The organism is Shimia sp. (assembly GCF_965227725.1).
Classification (GTDB): Bacteria; Pseudomonadota; Alphaproteobacteria; order Rhodobacterales; family Rhodobacteraceae; genus Shimia.
On the sequence record NZ_CBDDGH010000001.1, the window covers coordinates 799,538 to 820,924 of the forward strand.

Annotated in this window: 16 protein-coding genes and 1 pseudogene; 5 read left to right on the forward strand and 12 right to left on the reverse strand. The window is 59.7% G+C overall.

Annotated elements, in window-relative coordinates:
• Positions 1–39: 39 nt before the first annotated feature.
• On the reverse strand, positions 40–861 hold the full coding sequence (locus ACO07T_RS03815; protein WP_422048327.1) for an ABC transporter ATP-binding protein: 822 nt from the start codon (positions 859–861) through the stop codon (positions 40–42).
• The gene (locus ACO07T_RS03820; RefSeq protein WP_422048328.1) at positions 858–2,828 is read right to left on the reverse strand and encodes an AMP-binding protein; all 1,971 of its coding nucleotides are present in this window, start codon (positions 2,826–2,828) and stop codon (positions 858–860) included. The genes ACO07T_RS03815 and ACO07T_RS03820 overlap by 4 nt, the downstream gene beginning before the upstream one ends.
• 208 nt (positions 2,829–3,036) lie before the next feature.
• Here ACO07T_RS03820 and ACO07T_RS03825 point away from each other — a divergent pair, with 208 nt between their 5' ends.
• Together ACO07T_RS03825 and ACO07T_RS03830 are read left to right on the forward strand one after the other, a co-directional pair.
• Complete coding sequence (locus ACO07T_RS03825) at positions 3,037–4,950, forward strand: PAS-domain containing protein (protein ID WP_422048330.1); 1,914 nt, start codon at positions 3,037–3,039, stop codon at positions 4,948–4,950.
• Between the two features lie 10 nt (positions 4,951–4,960).
• The gene (locus tag ACO07T_RS03830; RefSeq protein WP_209075890.1) at positions 4,961–5,668 is read left to right on the forward strand and encodes a response regulator transcription factor; all 708 of its coding nucleotides are present in this window, start codon (positions 4,961–4,963) and stop codon (positions 5,666–5,668) included.
• Between the two features lie 360 nt (positions 5,669–6,028).
• On the opposite strand, the gene ACO07T_RS03835 is transcribed toward ACO07T_RS03830, so the two are convergent.
• The 8 genes and pseudogenes from ACO07T_RS03835 to ACO07T_RS03870 all read right to left on the reverse strand — a co-directional run bounded on the left by ACO07T_RS03835 (position 6,029) and on the right by ACO07T_RS03870 (position 15,208).
• Positions 6,029–7,183: an ABC transporter substrate-binding protein gene (locus ACO07T_RS03835; protein ID WP_422048331.1), complete on the reverse strand. Its 1,155-nt coding sequence runs from the start codon at positions 7,181–7,183 to the stop codon at positions 6,029–6,031.
• 142 nt (positions 7,184–7,325) lie between these two features.
• Complete coding sequence (locus tag ACO07T_RS03840) at positions 7,326–9,218, reverse strand: AMP-dependent synthetase/ligase (RefSeq protein ID WP_422048332.1); 1,893 nt, start codon at positions 9,216–9,218, stop codon at positions 7,326–7,328.
• A 13-nt stretch (positions 9,219–9,231) separates the two neighbouring features.
• Positions 9,232–10,005: an ABC transporter ATP-binding protein gene (locus ACO07T_RS03845; protein ID WP_209086040.1), complete on the reverse strand. Its 774-nt coding sequence runs from the start codon at positions 10,003–10,005 to the stop codon at positions 9,232–9,234.
• A pseudogene (locus ACO07T_RS03850) lies at positions 10,005–10,776 on the reverse strand (ABC transporter ATP-binding protein). Before ACO07T_RS03850 ends, ACO07T_RS03845 begins: the two are co-directional and overlap by 1 nt.
• Positions 10,773–11,858, reverse strand: coding sequence for a branched-chain amino acid ABC transporter permease (locus ACO07T_RS03855; protein ID WP_209075901.1), 1,086 nt, complete (start codon positions 11,856–11,858; stop codon positions 10,773–10,775). The pseudogene ACO07T_RS03850 and the gene ACO07T_RS03855 overlap by 4 nt, the downstream one beginning before the upstream one ends.
• 4 nt (positions 11,859–11,862) lie before the next feature.
• Positions 11,863–12,738 (reverse strand): branched-chain amino acid ABC transporter permease, encoded by an 876-nt coding sequence (locus tag ACO07T_RS03860; RefSeq protein ID WP_209060159.1) that lies wholly within the window; start codon positions 12,736–12,738, stop codon positions 11,863–11,865.
• A gap of 162 nt (positions 12,739–12,900) precedes the next feature.
• Positions 12,901–14,016 (reverse strand): acyl-CoA dehydrogenase family protein, encoded by a 1,116-nt coding sequence (locus ACO07T_RS03865; RefSeq protein ID WP_422048333.1) that lies wholly within the window; start codon positions 14,014–14,016, stop codon positions 12,901–12,903.
• 10 nt (positions 14,017–14,026) lie between these two features.
• Positions 14,027–15,208, reverse strand: coding sequence for an acyl-CoA dehydrogenase family protein (locus ACO07T_RS03870; RefSeq protein ID WP_422048334.1), 1,182 nt, complete (start codon positions 15,206–15,208; stop codon positions 14,027–14,029).
• Between the two features lie 148 nt (positions 15,209–15,356).
• Here ACO07T_RS03870 and ACO07T_RS03875 point away from each other — a divergent pair, with 148 nt between their 5' ends.
• A complete protein-coding gene (locus tag ACO07T_RS03875; RefSeq protein WP_422048335.1) occupies positions 15,357–15,974 on the forward strand; it encodes a TetR/AcrR family transcriptional regulator in 618 nt (205 codons plus the stop codon).
• A 302-nt stretch (positions 15,975–16,276) separates the two neighbouring features.
• On the opposite strand, the gene ACO07T_RS03880 is transcribed toward ACO07T_RS03875, so the two are convergent.
• Both ACO07T_RS03880 and nth read right to left on the reverse strand, forming a co-directional pair.
• Positions 16,277–17,263: an adenosine kinase gene (locus ACO07T_RS03880; RefSeq protein ID WP_422048336.1), complete on the reverse strand. Its 987-nt coding sequence runs from the start codon at positions 17,261–17,263 to the stop codon at positions 16,277–16,279.
• On the reverse strand, positions 17,260–17,904 hold the full coding sequence (nth, locus tag ACO07T_RS03885) for an endonuclease III (protein ID WP_209057548.1): 645 nt from the start codon (positions 17,902–17,904) through the stop codon (positions 17,260–17,262). Before nth ends, ACO07T_RS03880 begins: the two co-directional genes overlap by 4 nt.
• Positions 17,905–18,689: 785 nt before the next feature.
• Between nth and dnaA the strand changes: the two genes are divergently transcribed.
• The gene (gene dnaA, locus ACO07T_RS03890) at positions 18,690–20,084 is read left to right on the forward strand and encodes a chromosomal replication initiator protein DnaA (RefSeq protein WP_422048337.1); all 1,395 of its coding nucleotides are present in this window, start codon (positions 18,690–18,692) and stop codon (positions 20,082–20,084) included.
• 183 nt (positions 20,085–20,267) lie between these two features.
• On the forward strand, positions 20,268–21,386 hold the full coding sequence (gene dnaN, locus ACO07T_RS03895) for a DNA polymerase III subunit beta (protein ID WP_209057553.1): 1,119 nt from the start codon (positions 20,268–20,270) through the stop codon (positions 21,384–21,386).
• Position 21,387 lies beyond the last annotated feature (1 nt).

Consider the following 21,387-nt stretch of genomic DNA (forward strand, 5'->3'; position numbering starts at 1 on the left):
CAAACGCCTCCGAATTTTTCTTTGAAGTCAGGGATTTGCTTAGTCATGAGCCACCCCCAGATAGGCGTCGATCACATCCTGGTTGTTGCGCACCTCATCTGGTGTGCCGTCCCCGATCTTCTTGCCGTAATCCATCACCACCACGCGGTCAGAGAGATCCATAACCACGCCCATATCGTGCTCGATCAGCGCGATGGTGGTGCCAAATTCATCATTCATATCAAGGACAAAGCGGGACATGTCCTCTTTCTCCTCGACGTTCATCCCGGCCATGGGCTCGTCCAGAAGCAGGATAGACGGTTCCGCCGCCAGTGCGCGCGCAAGCTCGACCCGCTTTTTCAGACCGTAAGGCAGGCGCCCCACCGGTGTCTTGCGGATGTGCTGGATTTCAAGGAAGTCGATGATCCGCTCCACAAAGGCGCGGTTTTCCACCTCTTCCTGTTCGGCTTTGCCTTTCCAGAGCGCCTGCTGGATCAGATTGGCGTTCATCTGGCGCAGACGGCCGGTCATCACGTTATCAAGCACGGACATGCCCTCAAACAGCGCGATGTTCTGGAAGGTGCGGGCGATGCCCTGTTGCGCCACCTGATAAGGTTTCATCGGCGGGCGCTTGGCGCCTTTGTACCAGACCTCGCCTTCCTGCGGCACATAGAAGCCGGAAATCACGTTCAACATTGAGGATTTGCCCGCGCCGTTGGGACCGATGATCGCGCGGATCTCGCCTTCGCGGATGTCAAAGCTGATGTCGGTGATCGCCTTCACCCCGCCAAAGCGCAGAGTGATGTTTTTCATTTCCATCACCACACCGCCAATGGTGCGGCCGTCGTCGGTGACGAAGCTGTCGTTGCTCATATCGTTCATTCTGCTGCCACCTTGCTGGCCACGGGCACCACTGCGGCGTCGCGCAATTCAAGCGTGGCGCGGATGCTGCCTTTGCGGCCGTCTTCATAGGTCACTTCGGTTTCGGTTGAGACCGAGCTGGCGCCGCCATAGAGCGCATCCACCAGATCCTTGAATTTGTCGGCCACAACCGCACGGCGCACTTTGCGGGTGCGGGTCATTTCGCCGTCGTCCGCATCCAGTTCCTTGTGCAGGATGAGGAAGCGGTGGATCTGACAGCCGGCCAGCATCGGGTCATCGGCCACGGATTTGTTGACCGTTTCCACATGGCCCTGAATGGACTCAAGCACCTTCGGATGCCCCGCGAGCTCCTGATAGGAGGCATAAGGCACGTTGTTGCGCTCTGCCCAGTTGCCCACCGCCGTCAGGTCGATGTTGATGAAGGCCACGCAGCGATCCTTGCCGCTTCCAAACAGCACAGCCTCCAGAATGTCGGGATAGAACTTCAGTTTGTTCTCGACATATTTGGGCGCGAACATGGAGCCATCGGCCATTTTGCCCACGTCTTTGGCGCGGTCGATGATGCGCAGGTGGCCGGTGTCTTTTTCAAAGAAGCCAGCATCACCGGTTGCCACCCAGCCTTCCGCGTCCTTGGTGGAGGCGGTGCTTTCTGGGTTGTTGTAGTATTCCACAAACACACCGGGGCTCCGGTAGTGGATTTCGCCGGTGTCGTCGATTTTGATTTCCACGTCCGGGCTTGGCACACCCACGGTGTCCGCGCGCACCTGACCGTCCGGTTGGGCGGTGATAAAGACGGTGGCTTCGGTCTGGCCGTAAAGCTGTTTCAGGTTGATGCCGAGGGAGCGGTAGAACTCAAAAATCTCCGGACCAATCGCTTCGCCCGCAGTGTAGCCGACGCGCACGCGGCCAAAGCCGAGCGTGTCTTTCAGCGGGCCGTAGATCAGCATATCGCCCAGTTTGTATTTCAGACGGTCCATGAAGGGGACGGGGTTGCCGTCCAGAATATCGCCGCCCACTTTTTTGGCGTGTTCCATGAAGTTGTGGAACATGCGGCGTTTGAGGGAGCCTGCGTCTTCCATACGGATCATGACGTTGGTGAGCTGGGTCTCAAACACGCGCGGCGGGGCGAAGTAGTAGGTTGGCCCGATTTCGCGCAGGTCGGTCATCATCGTGTCGGCGGATTCCGGGCAGTTCACGCAGAAGCCTGTCCAATACGCCTGACCAATGGAGAAGATGAAATCCCCGACCCATGCCATCGGCAGATAGGCGAGGATCTCTTCGCCCGCTGTGAGCTTGTCAAACTCGGAAGAGTTCTTCGCGCTCTCGATCACGTTGCGGTTGGAAAGCACCACGCCTTTGGGTTTGCCGGTGGTGCCTGAGGTGTAGAGCATCACGCAGGTGCTGTCGTAGGTCAGTTTGCCCCGGCGTGCCTCAAGATCGGTGATCCATTCATCCCGCGCCGCAAGGCCCTGTGCCTGAATGTGGCTGAACTCATGCAGCTGGTGGTGATCATACTTCCGCAGCCCGCGCGGATCGACGTAGATCATATGTTCGAACTGATGCAGGCTGTCCTGAATGTCGATGATCTTGTCGACCTGTTCCTGGTCTTCGACGATGGCGTATTTGGCGCCGCAGTGACCGAGGATATATTCCATCTCCTCTGCCGCGCTGTCCTGATACACAGGCACCGGCACCGCGCCCACGGATTGGGCGGCAACCATCGACCAGTAAAAATAGGGGCGGTTGCGTCCGATGATGGCGACAAAATCGCCCTCCGACACGCCCAGATTGATCAGGCCGAGCGCGAGCGCTTCGATTTCTTCTGCTGTCTTTGCCCAAGTCCAGGTCTGCCAGATCCCAAACTCTTTCTCCCGGTATGCGTCTTTATCCGCAAATTGGGTGGCGTTCCGCTGCAACAGCGCCGGAATGGACGCGAGTCCGCCGGTCGCCTGTGACGACTGTGCCAAATTTCTTTCCTCCCTAAAGCTCGCCCTATTGGTGTTTTGAGCAAGCCAAAACCGTCGAAACGATTCCTCCCCTCACAGTGGGGCTCAGAACAGGCTGCGGGTCAACTTTTTCCTTAACATTTCCTAAACCTTACGAATTGTAACAGCGCGCATTTCGGACTTTCGCTGACCCCGAAACCGGTGTTAGCGATAAGAAAAGGAGAGCTGCATGGCGCATGTGAAAGGGGAAACGCAGGCGATGACCGTCGCCGGGCTGAACCTGATCAAACAGGCTCTGTCGATCTATGACAGCGAGCTGAAACTGGTTGTGGCCAATGCGCGCTTTCGCGAGATGTTCTCTATTCCCAAAGGCTTGATGCAACCCGGGGCGACCTTTGCGGACACCATCGCCTTTCTGATAGAGAATGGCGAATACGGCCCCATTGCGGAGGCTGAGAAGGCGGCGTTCATTCAGGACCGTGTGGAGCGGGCGCTGGCGTTTGAGCCGCATTACTTTGAACGCAAGCGCGCGGACGGGCGCTGGATCAGCGTCGAAGGCTCACCTCTGCCGCAGGGCGGCTGGGTCGCGGTTTACACCGATATCACCTCCACCAAACGGCAGGAGGCGCTGCTGCGCGCACGCTCTGAGGAGCTGTCAGATCAAGTGCTGCAATATGCCGAGGAGCTGTCTGCCACCAACCGGGAGATGGAAAGCACGGTCAACACGCTGGAGGAGGTCAAACGCCAGCTGACCGAGAGCGAGGCGCGGATGCGGCTGACGGCGGAGATGATGCCAGCCCATATCGCCCATGTGGGGCCGGACTGGATCTATACCTATTCCAACCGCCGCCTCAGCGCGGTGATCCCCGGACGCCCCTCAGATATTGTGGGCATGCGGGCCGAAGAGGCGCTTGGCGAGAGTGCCTTTCGCGCGATCCGTCCTCATCTTGAGGCGGCCTTTCGCGGCAAGGCCTCGGTGTTTGAGTTCAACGAACATCCGAGCACGCGGCGGATCCGCGTGGCCTTTACGCCGGATGATAGCGAGGGCGCGGCGCGCGGGGTCTATGTGCTGTCGATGGACATCACCGAGGAAACCCAGACCCGCGTTGCCCTGCAACAGACCCGCCGCCGTGAAATCGCGGCGCAGATGACAAGTGGCTTGGCGCATGATTTCTCCAACCTGTTGACCATCATTCTTGGCACCCAGCGCAAGCTGCAGAAGATGGGCCTGCCGGAAGAGGCGCAATCGCTGATTGAAGCCACCCTGGGCGCGGCGCGGCGCGGGGGCACGCTTCTGGACAATCTGGCCAATGTCACCGGCCCGCGTGTGCCCAAGCTGGCGGCCACGGATATGGCGGGCTTCCTGTCTGATCTGGAGACGCTGGCGCGCCCGACGGTCGACAAGAAGGTGGCGCTGATCATCGAAAACAACATTCCTGACGGCGCGCTGATGGTCGATCCGGCGATGTTGCAGGATTCTCTGGTGAACCTTCTGCTGAACGCCGCCCATGCCTGTGGCGCCGGGGGGACAATCCTCTTGATTGCGGAGCTGGTGCAGAACACCTGGGTGCAATTCACGGTGCGCGACACCGGGCCGGGCTTTTCTGACGAGGCGCTCAGCCGGGCGTTGGATCCGTTCTTCACCACCAAGGGCGCGGATGGATCGGGCCTTGGGCTGGCGATGGTCTATGACATGACCAAGCTGGTGGGGGGCGACATCAAGATCGGCAATGCGGTGAACGGCGGGCAGGTGATCCTGCGGCTGCCGTTGCGCCGGGCGGTGCAGGATGCCACGCCCGGGCTGGCACTGCTGGTGGAGGACAACCCCGATCTGCGCGGTCTGATACGCGACATGCTGACCGATATGAAACACACGGTGATCGAGGCCGCCAGCGTGGATGAGGCGCGGGTGCTGCTGGATCAGGTGCCCGAGATCAAGCTGGTGCTTTCTGATATTTCCTTAGAAGGCGAGGCCACCGGTGTGGATCTGATCCGCGAGGTCGGGCGGGAGCGTGTGCCAACTTACCTTATGACCAGCTTGCCCCAGAGCCACACGCTCTATATCGAAGGGGCGGCGCGGGCGCCGGTGCTGCCCAAACCCTTTACGGCCAAACAGTTAGACCAATTTTTGCACCCGAAGTGAGACCCTGTTTATGACTGCTCCGCTTGTCACCATTCTGGACGATGAACCGGATATCCGCATGATCCTTGCGGATGCGCTGGAGGATGCGGGCTTTCGCACCATGGCGTTTTCGCGGGCCACCGAATTTGAAGCTGCTCTGAAATCCACCACGCCGGATGTCTGCCTTGTGGATCTGGGCTTGCCAGACAAAGACGGGCTGACGCTGGTGCATCGGCTGGCGCTGGAGGTCGGCGCGGCGGTGATCATCATTTCCGGGCGCGCGCAGGTGCAGGACCGGATCACCGGGCTGGAACTGGGGGCGGATGATTACATCATCAAACCTTTTGACCCGACCGAAGTGGTGGCGCGCGTGCGCGCACGGCTGCGCAAAGACCGTGCGGCTGCGCCGGTGGCGGTGGCCAATACCGCCGAGTTCAACGGCTGGACCGCCTATTTTGACCGCTATGTGCTGGAAGATGAGACCGGCGCGGAGACAACATTCAGCCATGCGGAAGGCGAGGTGCTGCGGCTGTTTCTGGACAGCCCCAAGCGGCTGATCAGCCGGGCGCAGATGCAGGAGACTTTGGGCGGCGCGGCGGGCGAGAGCTTTGACCGGGCCATGGATGTGCGGATTTCGCGCCTGCGCACCAAATTGCAGGAAGACCCCAAAAACCCGCGCCTTATCAAAACGATCTACGGTGCGGGGTATATTTTCCTTGGGGATGTGAGCTGGCGCTGATGCTGCTCATGTAGGATCTCTGCACACGATCTACACTATATGTAGATTTTACACCCAAAATAGCGTAGACTGATATCAGGCGGCAACCAGAGGCCGCAAAATGCGGGCTGCTCTGCAGAATGGGGCAGACAGCGCGCGCACAGGCGGGCTGGGAAGCCACCAACGGGACAGCCGCGGCACGCTGGGCGCGGCAGCACCTCGGGGACAGATACAACAAAAGGTCACTCCCGCCTTCCCCGCAGACCAGACCATCGGCTGCGGGGAATTTTTATGCGCCTCCCAAGCCGACCGTCCTTTCGCTTTCACCAAAAGAAAAGGCGCGCCCGATGACGCGCCTTCCTAAGTCTATGTGCTTTAGGCTTATTTCACCGCGAGGGTTTTCCAGCCGCCGTTTTCCACAACGGACACCACAACCACATCCGCGCCGCGGTGGTCGTCCGGGCCGTAGGTGATCTGCACATCGGTCAGCTCATCGGCGTAGTCCAGAGACTCCATGGCCGCGAGGAAGCTTTCATGGGTGAGATCGGCACCGGCGGCTTCGAGCGCGCGCACCACAGTGTCTGCGGCGGAGTAGCCAAGCATGGCAAAGCCCGAGGCGGGCTGGTCAAACTTGGCTTTGTAATCCGCGATGAATTTGGCTGGCACCGGATCGGCCGCGCGCTCATACAGATCACGCCAGCCCGCAGCGGCATAAAGCCCGTCGGTCACGCCGCCCGGCACCTGTGCCACCGGCTCCAGAAAACCTGCGGAGGTGTTGAGGAATTTCACATCGGTCCAACCGAGCTTTTTGGCGGTGCCCACCACGGTGATGCCCTGACGCACGCCCAGCGCCATGGTGACGATGTCACATTCTGCCGCTTTCAGCTTGGTCAGCGAGCCGACAAAATCAAGCTCATCCGGCTTGTGGGTGGTTTCCCCCGCCATGGTGAGACCCAGCGTTTCGGCCACATCGGCGGTGGATTCCGCGATCTCTTTGCCGAAGTCAGACGGAATATACATGGAGCAGACTTCTTTGGCGCCAAACTCCTCCGCCAGATAGGTCACGCCCACCTGCACCTGATCGTAATAGCTTGAGAAAGCGATGAATTTATTGTCGATCGGATCCTGTAGCATTTGGCGTGCGGCCGAGAGCGGGCCGATGTTGGGAATGCCTTTGGGGTCCAGCAGTTTGAAACCTGCGGTGTTCATCGGCGTGCCAAGGCTGAGCAGCATGGCAAAGACCTTGTCGCGGTTGAGCAGCTTGTTGTAGCCCTGCATCGCGCGCGGGATCTGGTAGCCGTTGTCCTCCACAACAAACCGGATCTGACGCCCGTGCACGCCACCGGCGCTGTTGGCTTCTTCAAAGCGCATGTTGGCGCCGTTCACCGCCGGAACACCCACGGCGGCAAAAATGCCGCTGAGGTCATTGACCGAGCCGATCACCACTTCGCTGTCGCTCACGCCCTGCGTGTCCGCAGCGACCTGAGACGCCAGCGCCGCCGCGCCAACCGCCAGTGCAGTCGTCAGATGTTTCATAGTTTCCTCCCGTTAATCTGTGGTCTGAGGCCACGTGAATGCGTGGCAGTTTGCGTTTAACTTGAACCGCTTATTCGTTGCCTCTCCCGAGTGGTCGAACGCGAAAAGCGATCCGCATGCCTGAGATAAAACGCGAACTGCCTCAGTACATCTCCTCAATCAGGCTTGCGTGTTTCTTCTCCACAAAGCTGCGCTTGAGCTTCATGGTGGCTGTCAGTTCTTCGTCCTCTGCGGTGAGCAGCACGTTGATGAGACGGAAATCCTTGATCTGCTCGACGCGGGCGAACTCCTTGTTGACCGCATCCACCTCTCCCTTGATCAGGTCGACCACATCCTGCGCCGCGCAGAGTGAGGCAAAATCGGAGAAGGGGACTTTGCGGTCCTGAGCGTATTTCTCCACGTTTTCCTGATCGATCATGATCAGACAGCTGAGGTATTTGCGCGCGTCGCCGATCACCACCGCATCGGAAATATAGTGGCTGAATTTCAGACGGCTTTCGATCTCTGCGGGCGTGATGTTCTTGCCGCCAGCGGTGATGATGATGTCTTTCAGACGCCCGGTGATGGTGACAAAGCCGTCCTCGTCGACGCGGCCCACATCGCCGGTGCGCAGCCAGCCGTCAGCGGTGAAGGTCTCCGCGGTTTTTTCATTGTTGCGCCAATAGCCCTGAAAGTTGTTGAGCCCCATAGTCTGGATCTCACCATCCTCGGCAATGCGCACCTGAAAGCCGGGGCAGGATTTGCCCACGGTGCCGATCTTGTTTTCATCGGGCAGGTTGATGGAGCAGAGCCCGGCGTTTTCGGTCATGCCGTAGCCCTCAAGCAGGGTCACGCCAATGGCCCAATACCAGCGGATCAGCTCTGGAGAAATCGGCGCTGCTCCGGTGCCGCCACGGCGCATTTTGTCCATGCCAAGCATCCGGCGCAGATTGCGCAGCACCAAAAAATCCCAGACCGCATAGTTTATCTGTGTTCCCATCGGAACGGGTTTGCGTTCCAGCAGATAGTCCGCGCGTTTGAGCCCCGCCTTGACCGCCATGGAAAAGGCAAAACGGCCAATGGGCGTAGCCTCCTGCGCCAGCACCAGAACGCGGGAGTAGATTTTTTCCCACACCCGCGGCACGGCGGTGAAATGCGCGGGCGAGACCTCGCGCAGGTTGTCAAACACCGTCTCCGGGCTTTCGGCAAAATTCACCGTGGCCTTGCCGGCAATCGGGAAATAGGCCGACACGTTGCGCTCCAGAATGTGGCACAGCGGCAGAAAGCAGAGCTGTTCGTCTTTGTCGGAGGTCGGCAAGGCGTGCGCGCCGGAGACACAGGCGGAGATGATGTTTTCCTGAGACAGCATGGCCCCTTTGGGCATGCCTGTGGTGCCGGAGGTGTAGATCAGAAGCCCGGTGTCATCGGGTTTGGCCTTGGTGATTTCGGCCTCAAACATGCCGGGGTTTTCAGCCGCAAAGGCGCGGCCGGTGTCATAGAGATCTTCGATGAAGACGCATTTTTTGTGGTGCAGGTCGTGCAGCCCGTCCTGATCCAGAATGATGACCTTCACCACATGGCTGGCCTGATCCTCGATCTCCAGAAACTTGTCAAGCTGCTCGTCGTTTTCCACAAACAGGAAGCGGCTGCCGCTGTCGCGCAGAAGGTATTCGAGCTGGCTGGCGCTGTCGGTGGTGTAAACCCCTGAGGCGATGCCGCCGACACATTGAATGCCCATGTCGGCATAGAGCCATTCCTTGCGGTCCTCGGACAGGATCGAGACTACCTCGCCGCGCTCAAGGCCCAGCGCGCGCAGGCCCATGCCGATCCATTTGGCGTGTTCCCAATAGTCGCGCCAGGAGTAGCTTTGCCAGATGCCGAGGTCTTTTTCGCGGTGCGCCGTGCGGGCACCCAGCTGTTCACAGCGTTTCTGAAACAGGCGCACCATGGTGTCACAGCCGTCCACCAGCGCGGGGCGCTGACCGGGAATGGCGGAGACTATCACCCCATTGATTTCAACCTGCTCCGGCGGGCGGGATGTGTTGTGAATGTTCATGTCCAATCCTCCCTCAGCGCCACGTTTTCTTGCGTTTCCAGCGGCGTTCACCGCGCGCGCCTTCTTCCTGATGGCCAAGATAGAAGGCTTTGATGTCTTCGCTTTCCATCAGCCGGTCGGCGGTGTCGTCCATCACGATGCGGCCCACCTCCATGACGTAGCCCACGTCAGCCAGCTCCAGCGCGACTTTGGCGTTTTGCTCCACCAGCATCATGGTCACGCCTTCATCTTTGTTCAGGCGGCGCAGAATTGCAAAAATCTCCTGCACCAGCAGCGGAGACAGGCCGAGGGACGGCTCATCCAACAGCATGATCTTGGGCCGCAGCATCAGGCCGCGCCCAATGGCGAGCATCTGTTGCTGACCACCCGATAGCGTGCCCGCTTCTTGGCCGCGGCGTTCGGCGAGGATGGGGAAATAGTCAAAGACCATCTGCCGGTCTTTTTCGATCTCCGCCTTGTCAGACCGGGTGTAGGCCCCGAGCGAGAGGTTTTCATCCACCGTCAGCAGCGGGAAGACTTCGCGGCCTTCGGGCACATGCACGATGCCTTCCTGCACCACTTTGTGCGGCTCCATGCCCTGAATTTCGCGGCCCTCAAAGACCACTTGGCCTTTTTCAGGATCCATGATGCCGGAGATGGTTTTCAGAAGCGTGGATTTGCCTGCGCCATTGGCGCCAAGCACGGTGACCACCTGCCCCTTTTCCACCTGAAGCGAAACACCACGGATGGCCATGATCGGGCCGTAGAAGCTCTCGATGTTTTTGATATCAAGCACTGTTTCGCCCATCACGCCGCCCCCGCGCCCAGATAGGCCTCAATCACGGCCGGATCAGATTGCACCTGCGCTGGCGTGCCTTCGGCCAGTTTGGCCCCATCGGCCAGCGCCAGCACGCGGTCTGACACACCAGAGACCAGCCCCATGTCATGCTCCACCATAAGAACGGTGATGCCCATCTGCTTGCGGATGTCATCAATCCACCAGCGCATGTCCTGGGTTTCTTCGACCGACAGACCGGAGGCGGGCTCATCCAGCAGCAAGAGACGCGGGCCGGAAGCAAGTGCGCGGCCCAGCTCGACCACCTTGCGCACGCCGTAAGGCAGACCGGCGATCATCTTGTCGCGGTAGGGTTGGAGATCGAGGAAATCGATCACCTCCTCCACCGCCTCGCGATGGCGTTTCTCCTCGCGCCGCGCCTTGGGGGTGAAGAGCATCTCCTGCACCATATTGGTCTGGCGGTGGCGGTGCCGCCCCACCAGAAGGTTCTGCAGCACCGTGGCATGATCAAACAGCTCGATGTTCTGGAAGGTGCGCGCGATGCCCAGATCGGCGACCGGAATCCGCGTTGCGCGCCAGCAGGTCGTTGCCGTCAAAGGTGATCGATCCGGCATAGGGGTCGTAAAACCGCGAGATCAGATTGAAGACCGTGGATTTGCCCGCGCCGTTGGGGCCGACAATGGCGTAAACCTCGCCTTCTTCCACGGAAAAGGTCAGATCGTTGACCGCAACCACTCCGCCGAATTTGAGGGTCGCGTTGGTGATTTCCAATAGATGGCTCATCTCAAACGCTCCGTCTTCAGGTAGCTTTTCTGGCGTTTGAACATGTCTTTGCGCGCAAAGGGGAAGAGCTCAAACCAGATGCGGATTTTCATCCAGCGGCCGTAGATGCCCATGGGCTCAAACAGGATGAAGAGGATCAGGATCATGCCAAAGACGCCGGTTTCCAGCCCCGGAATGGCCACCGAGCTGCCGCCGATCAGGTCTTTGGTGATCGAGAGGAACTGCGGCAGGAAGGCCACCACCACCGCGCCAAAGAAAGCGCCGTGGATAGAGCCAAGGCCGCCGATCACGATCATCATCAGAAGCGTGATGGAGATCACGATGGAGAAGGTCTCGTTATTAAAGGCCCCGGCGTAAAAGCCCATCAACGCGCCCGCTAGCCCGGTGATGGCGCAGGAAATGCCGAAAGCGGCTGCCTTGGTGCGGGCGATATGCACCCCCATGGCGGTGGCGGAGACCTCGCTGTCGCGCACCGCGGCAAAGGCGCGGCCCAGCGGCGCGCGAAGTAGGTTGCGGTAGCCCAGCGTGCAGAGGATCGTGACCGCAAGCACCAGCCAATAGAAGCGATCCGGTGTGGTCCAGCGCTCGATCTCGATGCCGAAGATGGTGATCATCGGGGCAAATTTGCCCGACACGCCATCGGTGACCGGCTCCATCAGCACGATGATGTCATCGGCCAGAATGGAGAGCGCGATGGTGGCAATGGCGAGATAGATGCCGTGCAGACGGATGGCGGGAATGGCGATGATGGTGCCAACAACGCCGGTGAGAATACCTGCGGCGGGGAAGGCGATCAGGAAGGGCCAGCCCTGCTCCATGAAGATCACGCAGGAGTAGCAGCCCAGCGCAAGGAAGGCCGCGTGGCCGAGGCTGGCCTGCCCGGTCTGTCCGGTGAGCAGCATCAGCCCCAGACCGGCAATGGCCCAGATCAGCACGTTGGTGACTTCGCCAAGGTAGAATTCGTCAATCAGCCAGGGCAGCAGCACAGCGATGACAATCAGCGCGGCATAGACGCAGAAGCTCCAGAGGTCCGGAAACAGGCGGATGTCATGGTCATAAGAGGTTTTGAAATGTATCCGCATCGGCTCAGACCTTCTTTGTGCGGACCTGTGAGAACAGGCCGTGGGGTCGGAAGACGAGCACGAAGAGCAAGAGCGCATAAGGCGCGATCTGGCTGTATCCGGCGGCGAGATAGCGCGCGGCAAAAGGCTCGATCACGCCCACAATCAGCCCGCCCATGAGCGCGCCGGGCAAGCTGCCAAAGCCACCGATGACCGCGGCGGCAAAGGCCTTGATGCCCAAAAGCCCGGCGTTGGGATCAATCGCACCTTTGGAGGCAAAGAGGATGCCAGCAACCGCTGCGGTTGCACCGGACAAGCCCCAGATCATGCCCTGCACCCGTTTCACCGGAATACCCATGAAGTAGGCCGCCATCTGGTTTTGGCTGGCCGCCTGCATGGCGAGCCCCAGTTTTGTGCGTTGAAAGAACTGATAGAGGAAGAAGGTCAGAAGTACAGTGACGACAATCACCGCGATGTCGGCCATGCCCAGCACCACGCCGCCCACATTGAAATCACCAATCGCCAGCGGGCTTTCCAGCGTCTGCGGCTCGTGGCTCCAGATCGCACCGGCGACAAAGCGGATCACAAAGCCCAGCGCGATGGTGAGGATCACCACGGCGACCTGACTTTGCCCGAAGAGATGGCGCAGCACAAAGAAATCAAGCAGATAGCCCAGCACCGCCATGATGGCGATGGCCAGAGGGGCCGCCACCCAGAAGGGCAGCCCCATGTAATGCGCATTCGTGAGGCCCAAAGTAATAAAGGCGCCGAGCATCATGAAATCGCCTTGGGCGAAATTCACCTGTTCGGTCGCCTTATAGATCAGCACGAAGCCAAGCGCGATCAAGCCATAGACACAGCCGTTCGCAAGCCCGCTGACGAGCAGTTGCACAACTTCCAATGTTTCCTCCCATGCCGACATTTTTTAGTCAGCTTTCCAGGATCAGTGTCCGGAGGTAATATTGTTGCGTCAAGCCTCCCGTTTGACGAATTCTTGAAAAACCCCGTTACATCACCCTATTTTTGCATACGCCTCCGTAGGTTAGCGCCTTTTCAACCCTTGCTAGATACCGCGGTGCCGCAAAAGCCATTCGGTGTGGCAACCTGCGTCGCCGAGAAACTCGGTCAATGCGCGGTCCCGTTTCATGAAAAGCCCGAGGTCCATCTCGTCGGTCATGCCGATGCCGCCATGCATCTGCACCCCCTCTTCCGTGGCCTGCTGCCCCACATGGGCCATCTTGGCTTTGGCGGCGCGGCTGAGCGCCTCGGCCTCATCGCTGCCACCATCAATGGCGTTGAGCGCGCGGGCGATCAGCGAGCTGGTCTGTTCCAATTCGCAATACAGATCCGCCGCGCGGTGCTGAAGCGCCTGAAACTGGCCAATCAACAGGCCAAATTGTTTGCGGGTGCGCAGGTATTCAAAGGTCTGCTCTGCGGCGGCTTTGGCCACGCCGAGTTGCTCTGCGGCGGTCACCGCACGGCCCAGACAGAGCACATGATCCAAGGCTTTTTGCGCCGCTGCGCCCGTGGCGAGAACCGCCTCTTTGGGCACAGATACCTCATCCAAGTGCGCCAACGCCGCATTGCGGTGATCCAGAAGCAGCTGTGGTGTGATTGAAACCCCTTGTGCTGCCGGATCCACCAGCACAAGCGCCAGTCCTTCCGCAGACTGGGCCACCACAATCAGACGGTCTGCGCCGCTTCCGTCCACCACAAAGCTCTTGCGGCCCGTCAGGGTCAGGCTGTCGCCCGTTTGGGTCAGCGTGGTTGTGATACGGCTTGGGCGGTGTTTGGCCCCCTCCTCCAGCGCCAGCGCGACAATGGCAGCCCCGCTTGCAATCTTTGCGCCCCATTCCGAGAGCGCCGCGCCACCGGTCTGGCGCAGCAGGGACGCCGACAGAACCGCCGTGGAAAGAAACGGTGCCACAGTCAGGTTGCGCCCGATCTCCTCTGCAATCACGCCCGCCGCGCGCGCGCCAAAATCCGCGCCGTCGACCTCTTCGGGCAGCAAAATGCCCATCCATCCCAACTCCGCGAACTCGGTAAGGATCGCGCGGTTATCACCCTGCGCAGCGCCGTTCTCGCGCAAGGCCCGAAACACCGTGATCGGGTGGGATTTGCTAAGATAGGCCGCGGCGGCATCGGCCACCATCTGGTGATCGTCATTCAGGATTTCCATCTCCGCCCCCTCAGCTTGGCAAATTCAGAACGGCTTTGGACAGGATGCCCAGCATCACCTCGGAGGTGCCGCCTTCGATGCTGTTGCCTTTGGAGCGCAGCCAATCCTGCGCCGCCTGCCCGGCGTCATTGGCAGGGCCTTCCCACACGAGATCATCTGCGCCACCCGCTGCGACCCGCAAGCTTTGACGGCGCTTGTTGAGCTCGGTGCCCAGATATTTCAGCTCCGCAGAGCGCGCGCCCAGCTCGTTGCCTGCCCGCATGTAGGCGCGGGTCATGTCCACATGAGCGTCAAAGGCCATTTCATCCACCAGAAAGCGCCCCAGCTCTGCGCGCATCATCGGGTCATCCAGCCGCCCGGTGGCATCGAGGCCAATGACCTGGGACGCATCGGCGATCAGATCGGTTTTGGCAAAGATCGCCGCATCAGAGCCGCCAATCATCTCGCGCTCATGGTTCAGCAGATATTTGGCAATGGTCCAGCCCTGCCCGGGCGCGCCGACGATCTGATCCTTGGGCACCTGCACCGCATCAAAGAAAGTCTCGCAAAACGGCGATGCGCCGGAGATCAGCTTGATCGGTTTGGTGGTCACCCCCGCGCTGGCCATGTCAAACAACAGGAAAGAAATGCCGGTGTGTTTCTTGGCGTCAGGCTCGGTGCGCACCAGACAGAAAATCCAATCCGCCTTATCGGCATAAGAGGTCCAGATCTTCTGGCCGCTCACCTCAAAATAGGCGCCCTTGTCCTCACCTTTGGTCTGCAGACTGGCCAGATCAGAACCTGCGCCCGGCTCGGAATAGCCCTGACACCAGCGGATCTCTCCGCGCGCGATTTGCGGCAGGTAGTGGCGCTTCTGCTCTTCCGTGCCAAAGTGCAGCAGAGCCGGCCCCAGCATCCAGATGCCAAAGCTCTGCAAAGGTGGGCGCGCATTGATCCGCGCCATTTCCTCGGCCAGCACCTTCTGCTCAGGCCCGGACAGACCGCCGCCGCCATAGGCCTTGGGCCATCCCGGCACGGTCCAGCCGCGCGCCGCCATCACATCCAGCCATTCCTTTTGCGCGGATGACTGAAACACAAAGTGACGCCCGCCCCAGCAGATGTCATTCTCGCCCATCGGCGTGCGCATCTCGGCGGGGCAATGGGTGGCCAACCAATCCCGTGTCTCTTGGCGGAATTGCGCCAGATCCGTCATTTCAAATCCTCCCTGCTCAGCCGCAGGCTTGAAATGACAGGTGCCCGGCGGTGATCTTGCAGGGAGGATGCAAACATACTACTTAGTATGCTGTCAATTCAGCCCGTGACGCCGACGTAGCGTCAAGCCAGCCGCGCAGGAGCCTCGCTTGAGCCCGACTTCGCCCCCAATCAGCCGGTCAAAATCCGAAATACTGGACGCGGCTGCGCATGTTTTTATGACGCTGGGCGCAGATGCGGCCTCCATCGACGATGTGGCGCGCCACCTTGGCGCCACCAAAGGCCGGATCTACCACCACTTCCCCTCCAAAGGCGCGCTGCTGGGGGAGGTCTGCCTGCGCGCGGCGGCTTTTGCCCATGAGGCGGTGGCCCCGGTGATCGACACGCCGCTCCCGCCAGAGGACAAATTGCGCCAGATGATCCTTGCGCATGTGCCCGCCGTGCTGGGCACGCTGCCCTATCACAAGGTGATCATTCAGTCCTATCTCGGCATCATGCAGAAATCGACGACCGCGCAGGAACGTGCGCTTTTTGACGGGATCCGCGCGGAACGCGCTGCCTATCAGGATTTGTTCCGCGCCGTCATTGCGGAAGGCATGGAAGCAGGCCGGTTCAGACAGCAGAACCTCTCCATCGCGCTGCAATCGCTGCTGCTTTTGGTGAATGCGCCGGTGTTCTGGTATCAACCGCGTGCCGATGAGCCTGAGGAATTCATTCCCGATCTCGCGGCACAACTGGCGGATATGGCGATCGCCTCTTTGACGTAGGCTGCGCCTGCCGCCAGGCCGATCTGCCCCCTCAGCCGCGCATGAAGCCGCCACGAGCGCGCTTTGGATATTTGGGGAATGAGAAGCTTTTTAAGACAATCTTAAGCTTAAGTTGCCAAGATGTTCTGGCGGTACAGGCTGGGAAGCCGATGGCCGTGAATGAGAAGCGCCTCAATGTCCTGCGAGCCGCGCGCGTGGCGTCTGGCGGTGACATTGAGGCGCGCTTGGCTTCTCATTCTCAAAATATCCCCGCCGGAGGCAGTCCGCAAAATGCCACCAGCGGATTGGTCTGCGATGGCGCGTCAGCCGAGCAAACCGGCTTTCTGGAACAGGGCTTTCACGTCTGCCTCCGGGCGCGCGCCATAGTGGCTGATCACCTCTGCCGCCGCGATGCAGCCCATTTTGCCGGCGGTTTCCAGCGACTGTCCGGTGGCCACACCGTAGAGGAAGCCGCAGGCAAATTGATCCCCGGCGCCGGTGGCGTCGACCGGCACGATTTCGTTGACCGCAACGGTGGCTTCTTCTTCGCCGCTGAGCAGCACAACGTCTTTGCCCGAGCGGGTGCAGACCACCATGCCCGCGTCCTGTGCCGCCTGCTCAAGCGCGGTGCTGAGGTCGGTCTGATAGAGCGAGGCCCATTCGTGCTCATTGCCGATCACGAAATCCAGCTCTTTCACCAGACGGCGGAAATCGTCGCGGTGGCGCTCCACGCAGAAAGGATCAGACAGGGCGATGCCCGCCTTGCCGCCGCCATCGCGGCAGAGTTTGGCGGCGCGCTCAAAGGCTTCTTTGCCTTTGGGTTTGTCATAGAGGTAGCCCTCAAGGAACAGAAGCTGCGCCTGACCGGCCACATCGTCAGAAACATCATCCGGGCCCACCTCAGAGGAGATGCCCAGATAGGTGTTCATCGAGCGCTCGCCATCCGGGGAGACAAAGATCATGGAGCGCGAGGTTGGCAGCTCTCCGCCCGGCACAGGCGGGTTCACAAAGTCGGTGCCGCCGGTCTCCATGGATTGCGCATAGAACTGGCCCAGCGCGTCGTCATGCACACGGCCGATGAAGGCGGTCGAAAGGCCCAGCGCACCGAGGCCCGCGAGCGTGTTCGCCACCGAGCCACCCGGCGCCTGTGTGCGGTTGGTCATCGCCGCATAGAGCATCTCGCCGCGCTCTTTTTCCACAAGCTGCATGATGCCTTTCTCGATCCCCATAAGATCCAGAAAGCTGTCATCAGACTGGCTGATCACATCAACAATGGCGTTGCCGATGCCGACAACCTGATAGTTTTTCATAGGTTTTTGTCCTCAAATAGGCAGAGATCGCGGATGAGACAGGTGCCACAGAGCGGCTTGCGTGCTTTGCACACATAGCGCCCGTGCAGGATCATCCAATGATGGGCGTGGAGTTGAAAATCCACGGGGATATGGTCTTCGATGGCCCGCTCAACCACCACCACATCTTTGCCCGGGCAGACGCCGGAGCGGTTGCCAAAACGGTAGATGTGGGTGTCCACAGCCTGGGCCGGATATTGCCACCACATGTTCAAAACCACATTGGCGGTTTTGCGGCCCACACCGGGCAGGCTTTCCAACGCGGCGCGGGAATTGGGTACCACGCCACCGTATTGGTCCACCAGAATGCGGGAGAGTTTGATCACATTCTTGGCTTTGTTGCGGTAAAGACCAATGGTCTTGATGTGCTCGATCAGAGCGTCTTCGCCCAAATCCAGCATTTTCTGTGGGGTGTCGGCCACCTTGAAGAGCTCTTTGGTGGCGCGGTTCACACCGGCGTCGGTCGCTTGCGCAGACAGCGCGACAGCCACCACCAATGTATAGACGTTGACATGGTCAAGTTCGCCTTTGGGGTGGGCCTCAGCTGCCTCAAACCGGGTGAAGATCTCGCGGATCGTGTGGTAATCAAGTTGCTTTGCCATCGCGGCCTGTTTTGCACGGGCCTGCGCGGTGAAACAACCCCGCAGAGGGCGGGCAGAGCACGCGAAGGAGAATCGCCTCACCTGTTTCAGGTTGCATTGCCCCTCCTTCAGACCGAACACAGGGCGAGGGCACGGCAAATCTGACGGGGCAGTATTGTGCCCCGTGCATATGATCGAATTCTTGGCGATTCCCTTTTGGAGCCGCCGCAGTGCAGAACCCCTGTGGCTGGCAGGCCACAGCAATCCGGGGTCAACACGCCCCGAAACAAGGGAAAAACACAGCATTTGTGATGCCGCACTGCCGACAACGAAAGTTTGTATAAAATACACGTATTAAGAGAGGGTGAATCCGCAGGCATTTGAGCCAATTTGGAATTTTCATTACCAGACAGGCACTTACCCACCTGTGGATAGATTCTTTTTCTGAATCATCTGAGTCAAGATCGAAGTTCAGTTGCCCGCGAGAGCACCAGCTTGCTAGTTTCTCACAGCGATTCACATCGCCTTGGGGGGGACAGACGCTGACACATTATGGCTTTGCCATGCCAGCCTGCTGATCCGGTTACATCGTAGATGTAACTTTATCAGTTGGCAGGGTGCCTGCTGTTCCAACAAATCTGCGCTTGCGCATTTAGAGAATCTCAACCGGGGAATAGGGACCCCCGGAACGGTTGAGGTTTGTCTAATTTGTTGCCGTTTTGGCCTCCGGACGACGTGATTTCGGGACAAAACTATGACTGGGCTCAGCCCGGCGCGACGGAACTTTTGAAGGAACACGGGGACAGATGACCGAAGATAAATGGGGCGATATTCAACAAGACCTTCTCAAGACGGTTGGCCAAAACAATTTTAAAACCTGGATCGAGCCCGTCGATCTTGCCGACCTGAACGAGGGTGTCGCCACCTTCCACGTGCCGACCAATTTTATCGGCAACTACGTATCGCAAAACTATGGCGATCTGATCATGCACCAGCTGAACCAGGCGGGTGCAGGCGTTCAACGCATGCAATTTAAAGTTGCAGATCAGCAACCTCGTCGCGCGACTGCGGCGGCCGCCGCGGCACCTGCTGCGACGCCTGCAAGCGGCGCAACCAGCTTGAGTGCGGCAGCGAAGGCCGCTGCGGGCTCAGACACCGAGATGACCGGTGCTCCGTTGGACGCACGCTTCACCTTTGACAGCTTTGTGGTCGGCAAACCAAACGAATTGGCCAATGCCGCTGCGCGCCGTGTGGCCGAGGGTGGCCCGGTGACATTCAACCCGCTGTTCCTCTATGGTGGCGTGGGTCTGGGTAAGACACACTTGATGCACGCAATCGCCTGGGAGTTGCAGGCGCACCGCCCCGACCTCAACGTGCTTTACCTCTCTGCTGAGCAGTTCATGTACCGTTTTGTGCAGGCGCTGCGTGACCGCAAGATGATGGACTTCAAAGAGCTGTTCCGCTCTGTGGATGTTTTGATGGTGGATGACGTTCAGTTCATCGCCGGCAAAGACAGCACGCAGGAAGAGTTCTTCCACACTTTCAACGCGCTGGTGGATCAAAACAAACAGATCATCATCTCGGCCGACCGTGCGCCAGGTGAGATCAAGGATCTGGAAGACCGCATCAAGAGCCGCCTGCAATGTGGCCTCGTGGTGGACCTGCACCCGACCGACTATGAGCTGCGTCTGGGCATCCTGCAGAACAAGGTGGACAGCTACCGTCAGCAATATCCTGAGCTGCAGCTCGCGGAGGGCGTGCTGGAATTCCTGGCGCATCGCATCTCCACCAACGTGCGCGTGCTGGAAGGCGCGATGACCCGTCTCTTTGCGTTTGCATCTCTGGTTGGTCGTGAGATCACCATGGAGCTGACGCAGGACTGTCTGTCTGACGTGCTGCGCGCCTCTGAGCGCAAGATCTCTGTGGAAGAGATCCAGCGTAAGGTGGCAGAGCACTACAACATCCGCCTGTCTGACATGATCGGCCCCAAGCGTGTGCGCACCTTTGCGCGTCCACGTCAGGTGGCGATGTATCTGTGCAAACAGCTGACCTCGCGCTCCCTGCCGGAAATCGGCCGTCGCTTTGGCGGGCGTGACCACACCACGGTCATGCATGGTGTGAAGCGGATCGAAGAGCTGCGCAGCTCTGACGGGCAAATCGCGGAAGATCTGGAAATGCTGCGCCGGGCGCTGGAAGCCTAAGCGGCAAACCCGCATCAAACGCCAAATACGTTACCAAAACGCCGCGTCCGCATGGGCTGCGGCGTTTTCATTCCCCCAATACGCTTGACGGCCCTTTAGAAGTGGCCGACAAAACCAACAAAACACTTGTGTCGGCAAGGGATGTCGCTAATTTGCCCTTCCCGGCAATCGGAGGACGATGGGATGAAGATCAGTATCGAACGCGCCGTACTGCTGAAAGCAGTATCGCAAGCACAGTCTGTGGTAGAGCGTCGCAACACGATCCCGATCCTGGCAAACGTTCTGATCGAGGCCGAAGGGGACACGGTTCAGTTCCGTGCAACCGATCTGGACATTGAGGTCGTGGACAAAGCCAACGCCATGGTGGAGCGCGCTGGCGCAACCACAGTGGCCGCAACCACCCTGCATGAAATTGTGCGCAAGCTGCCCGATGGCGCGCTGGTCACACTGACCGATGACAGCGCCGCAGGCCGCCTGACCGTGGATGCGGGCCGCTCGAACTTCTCGCTGGCGACGCTGCCGCGTGAGGATTTCCCGGTGATGGCCTCCTCAGAATACAGCGCAAACTTCTCTGCCCCGGCTCCGGCGCTGCGGCGGCTGTTTGACAAATCCAAGTTTGCGATCTCCACCGAGGAGACCCGCTATTATCTGAACGGTGTCTATATGCACGTTGCGGATGCAGACGGCGGCAAGGCGCTGCGGGCTGTGGCAACGGACGGTCACCGTCTGGCGCGGATCGACACCGATGTGCCTGCAGGCGCGGCGGATATGCCCGGCGTGATCGTGCCGCGCAAAACCGTGGGCGAGCTGCGCAAGCTGCTGGATGACGATGAGATGGAGATCGCGGTCTCCGTCAGCGAGACCAAAGTGCGTTTTGCCACACCGGATATCACCCTGACTTCCAAGGTGATCGACGGTACTTTCCCCGACTACAGCCGCGTGATCCCGCAGGGCAACACCCGCAAGCTGGAAGTGGATGCCGCCGAATTTGCCAAGGCGGTTGACCGTGTGGCGACTGTTTCCTCAGAGCGCTCCCGTGCGGTGAAGCTGCAGCTGGATGAAGACCGTCTGGTGCTGTCGGTGAACTCGCCAGACAGCGGTGCGGCGGAAGAAGAGCTGGCCGTGGCCTATAATGACGAGCGTCTGGAGATCGGCTTTAACGCGAAATACCTGCTGGAAATCGCCAGCCAGGTGGACCGTGAAAATGCGGTCTTCATGTTCAACTCCGCAGGCGACCCAACCCTGATGCGCGAAGGCAATGACACCTCCGCGGTCTATGTGGTTATGCCGATGCGGGTTTGAT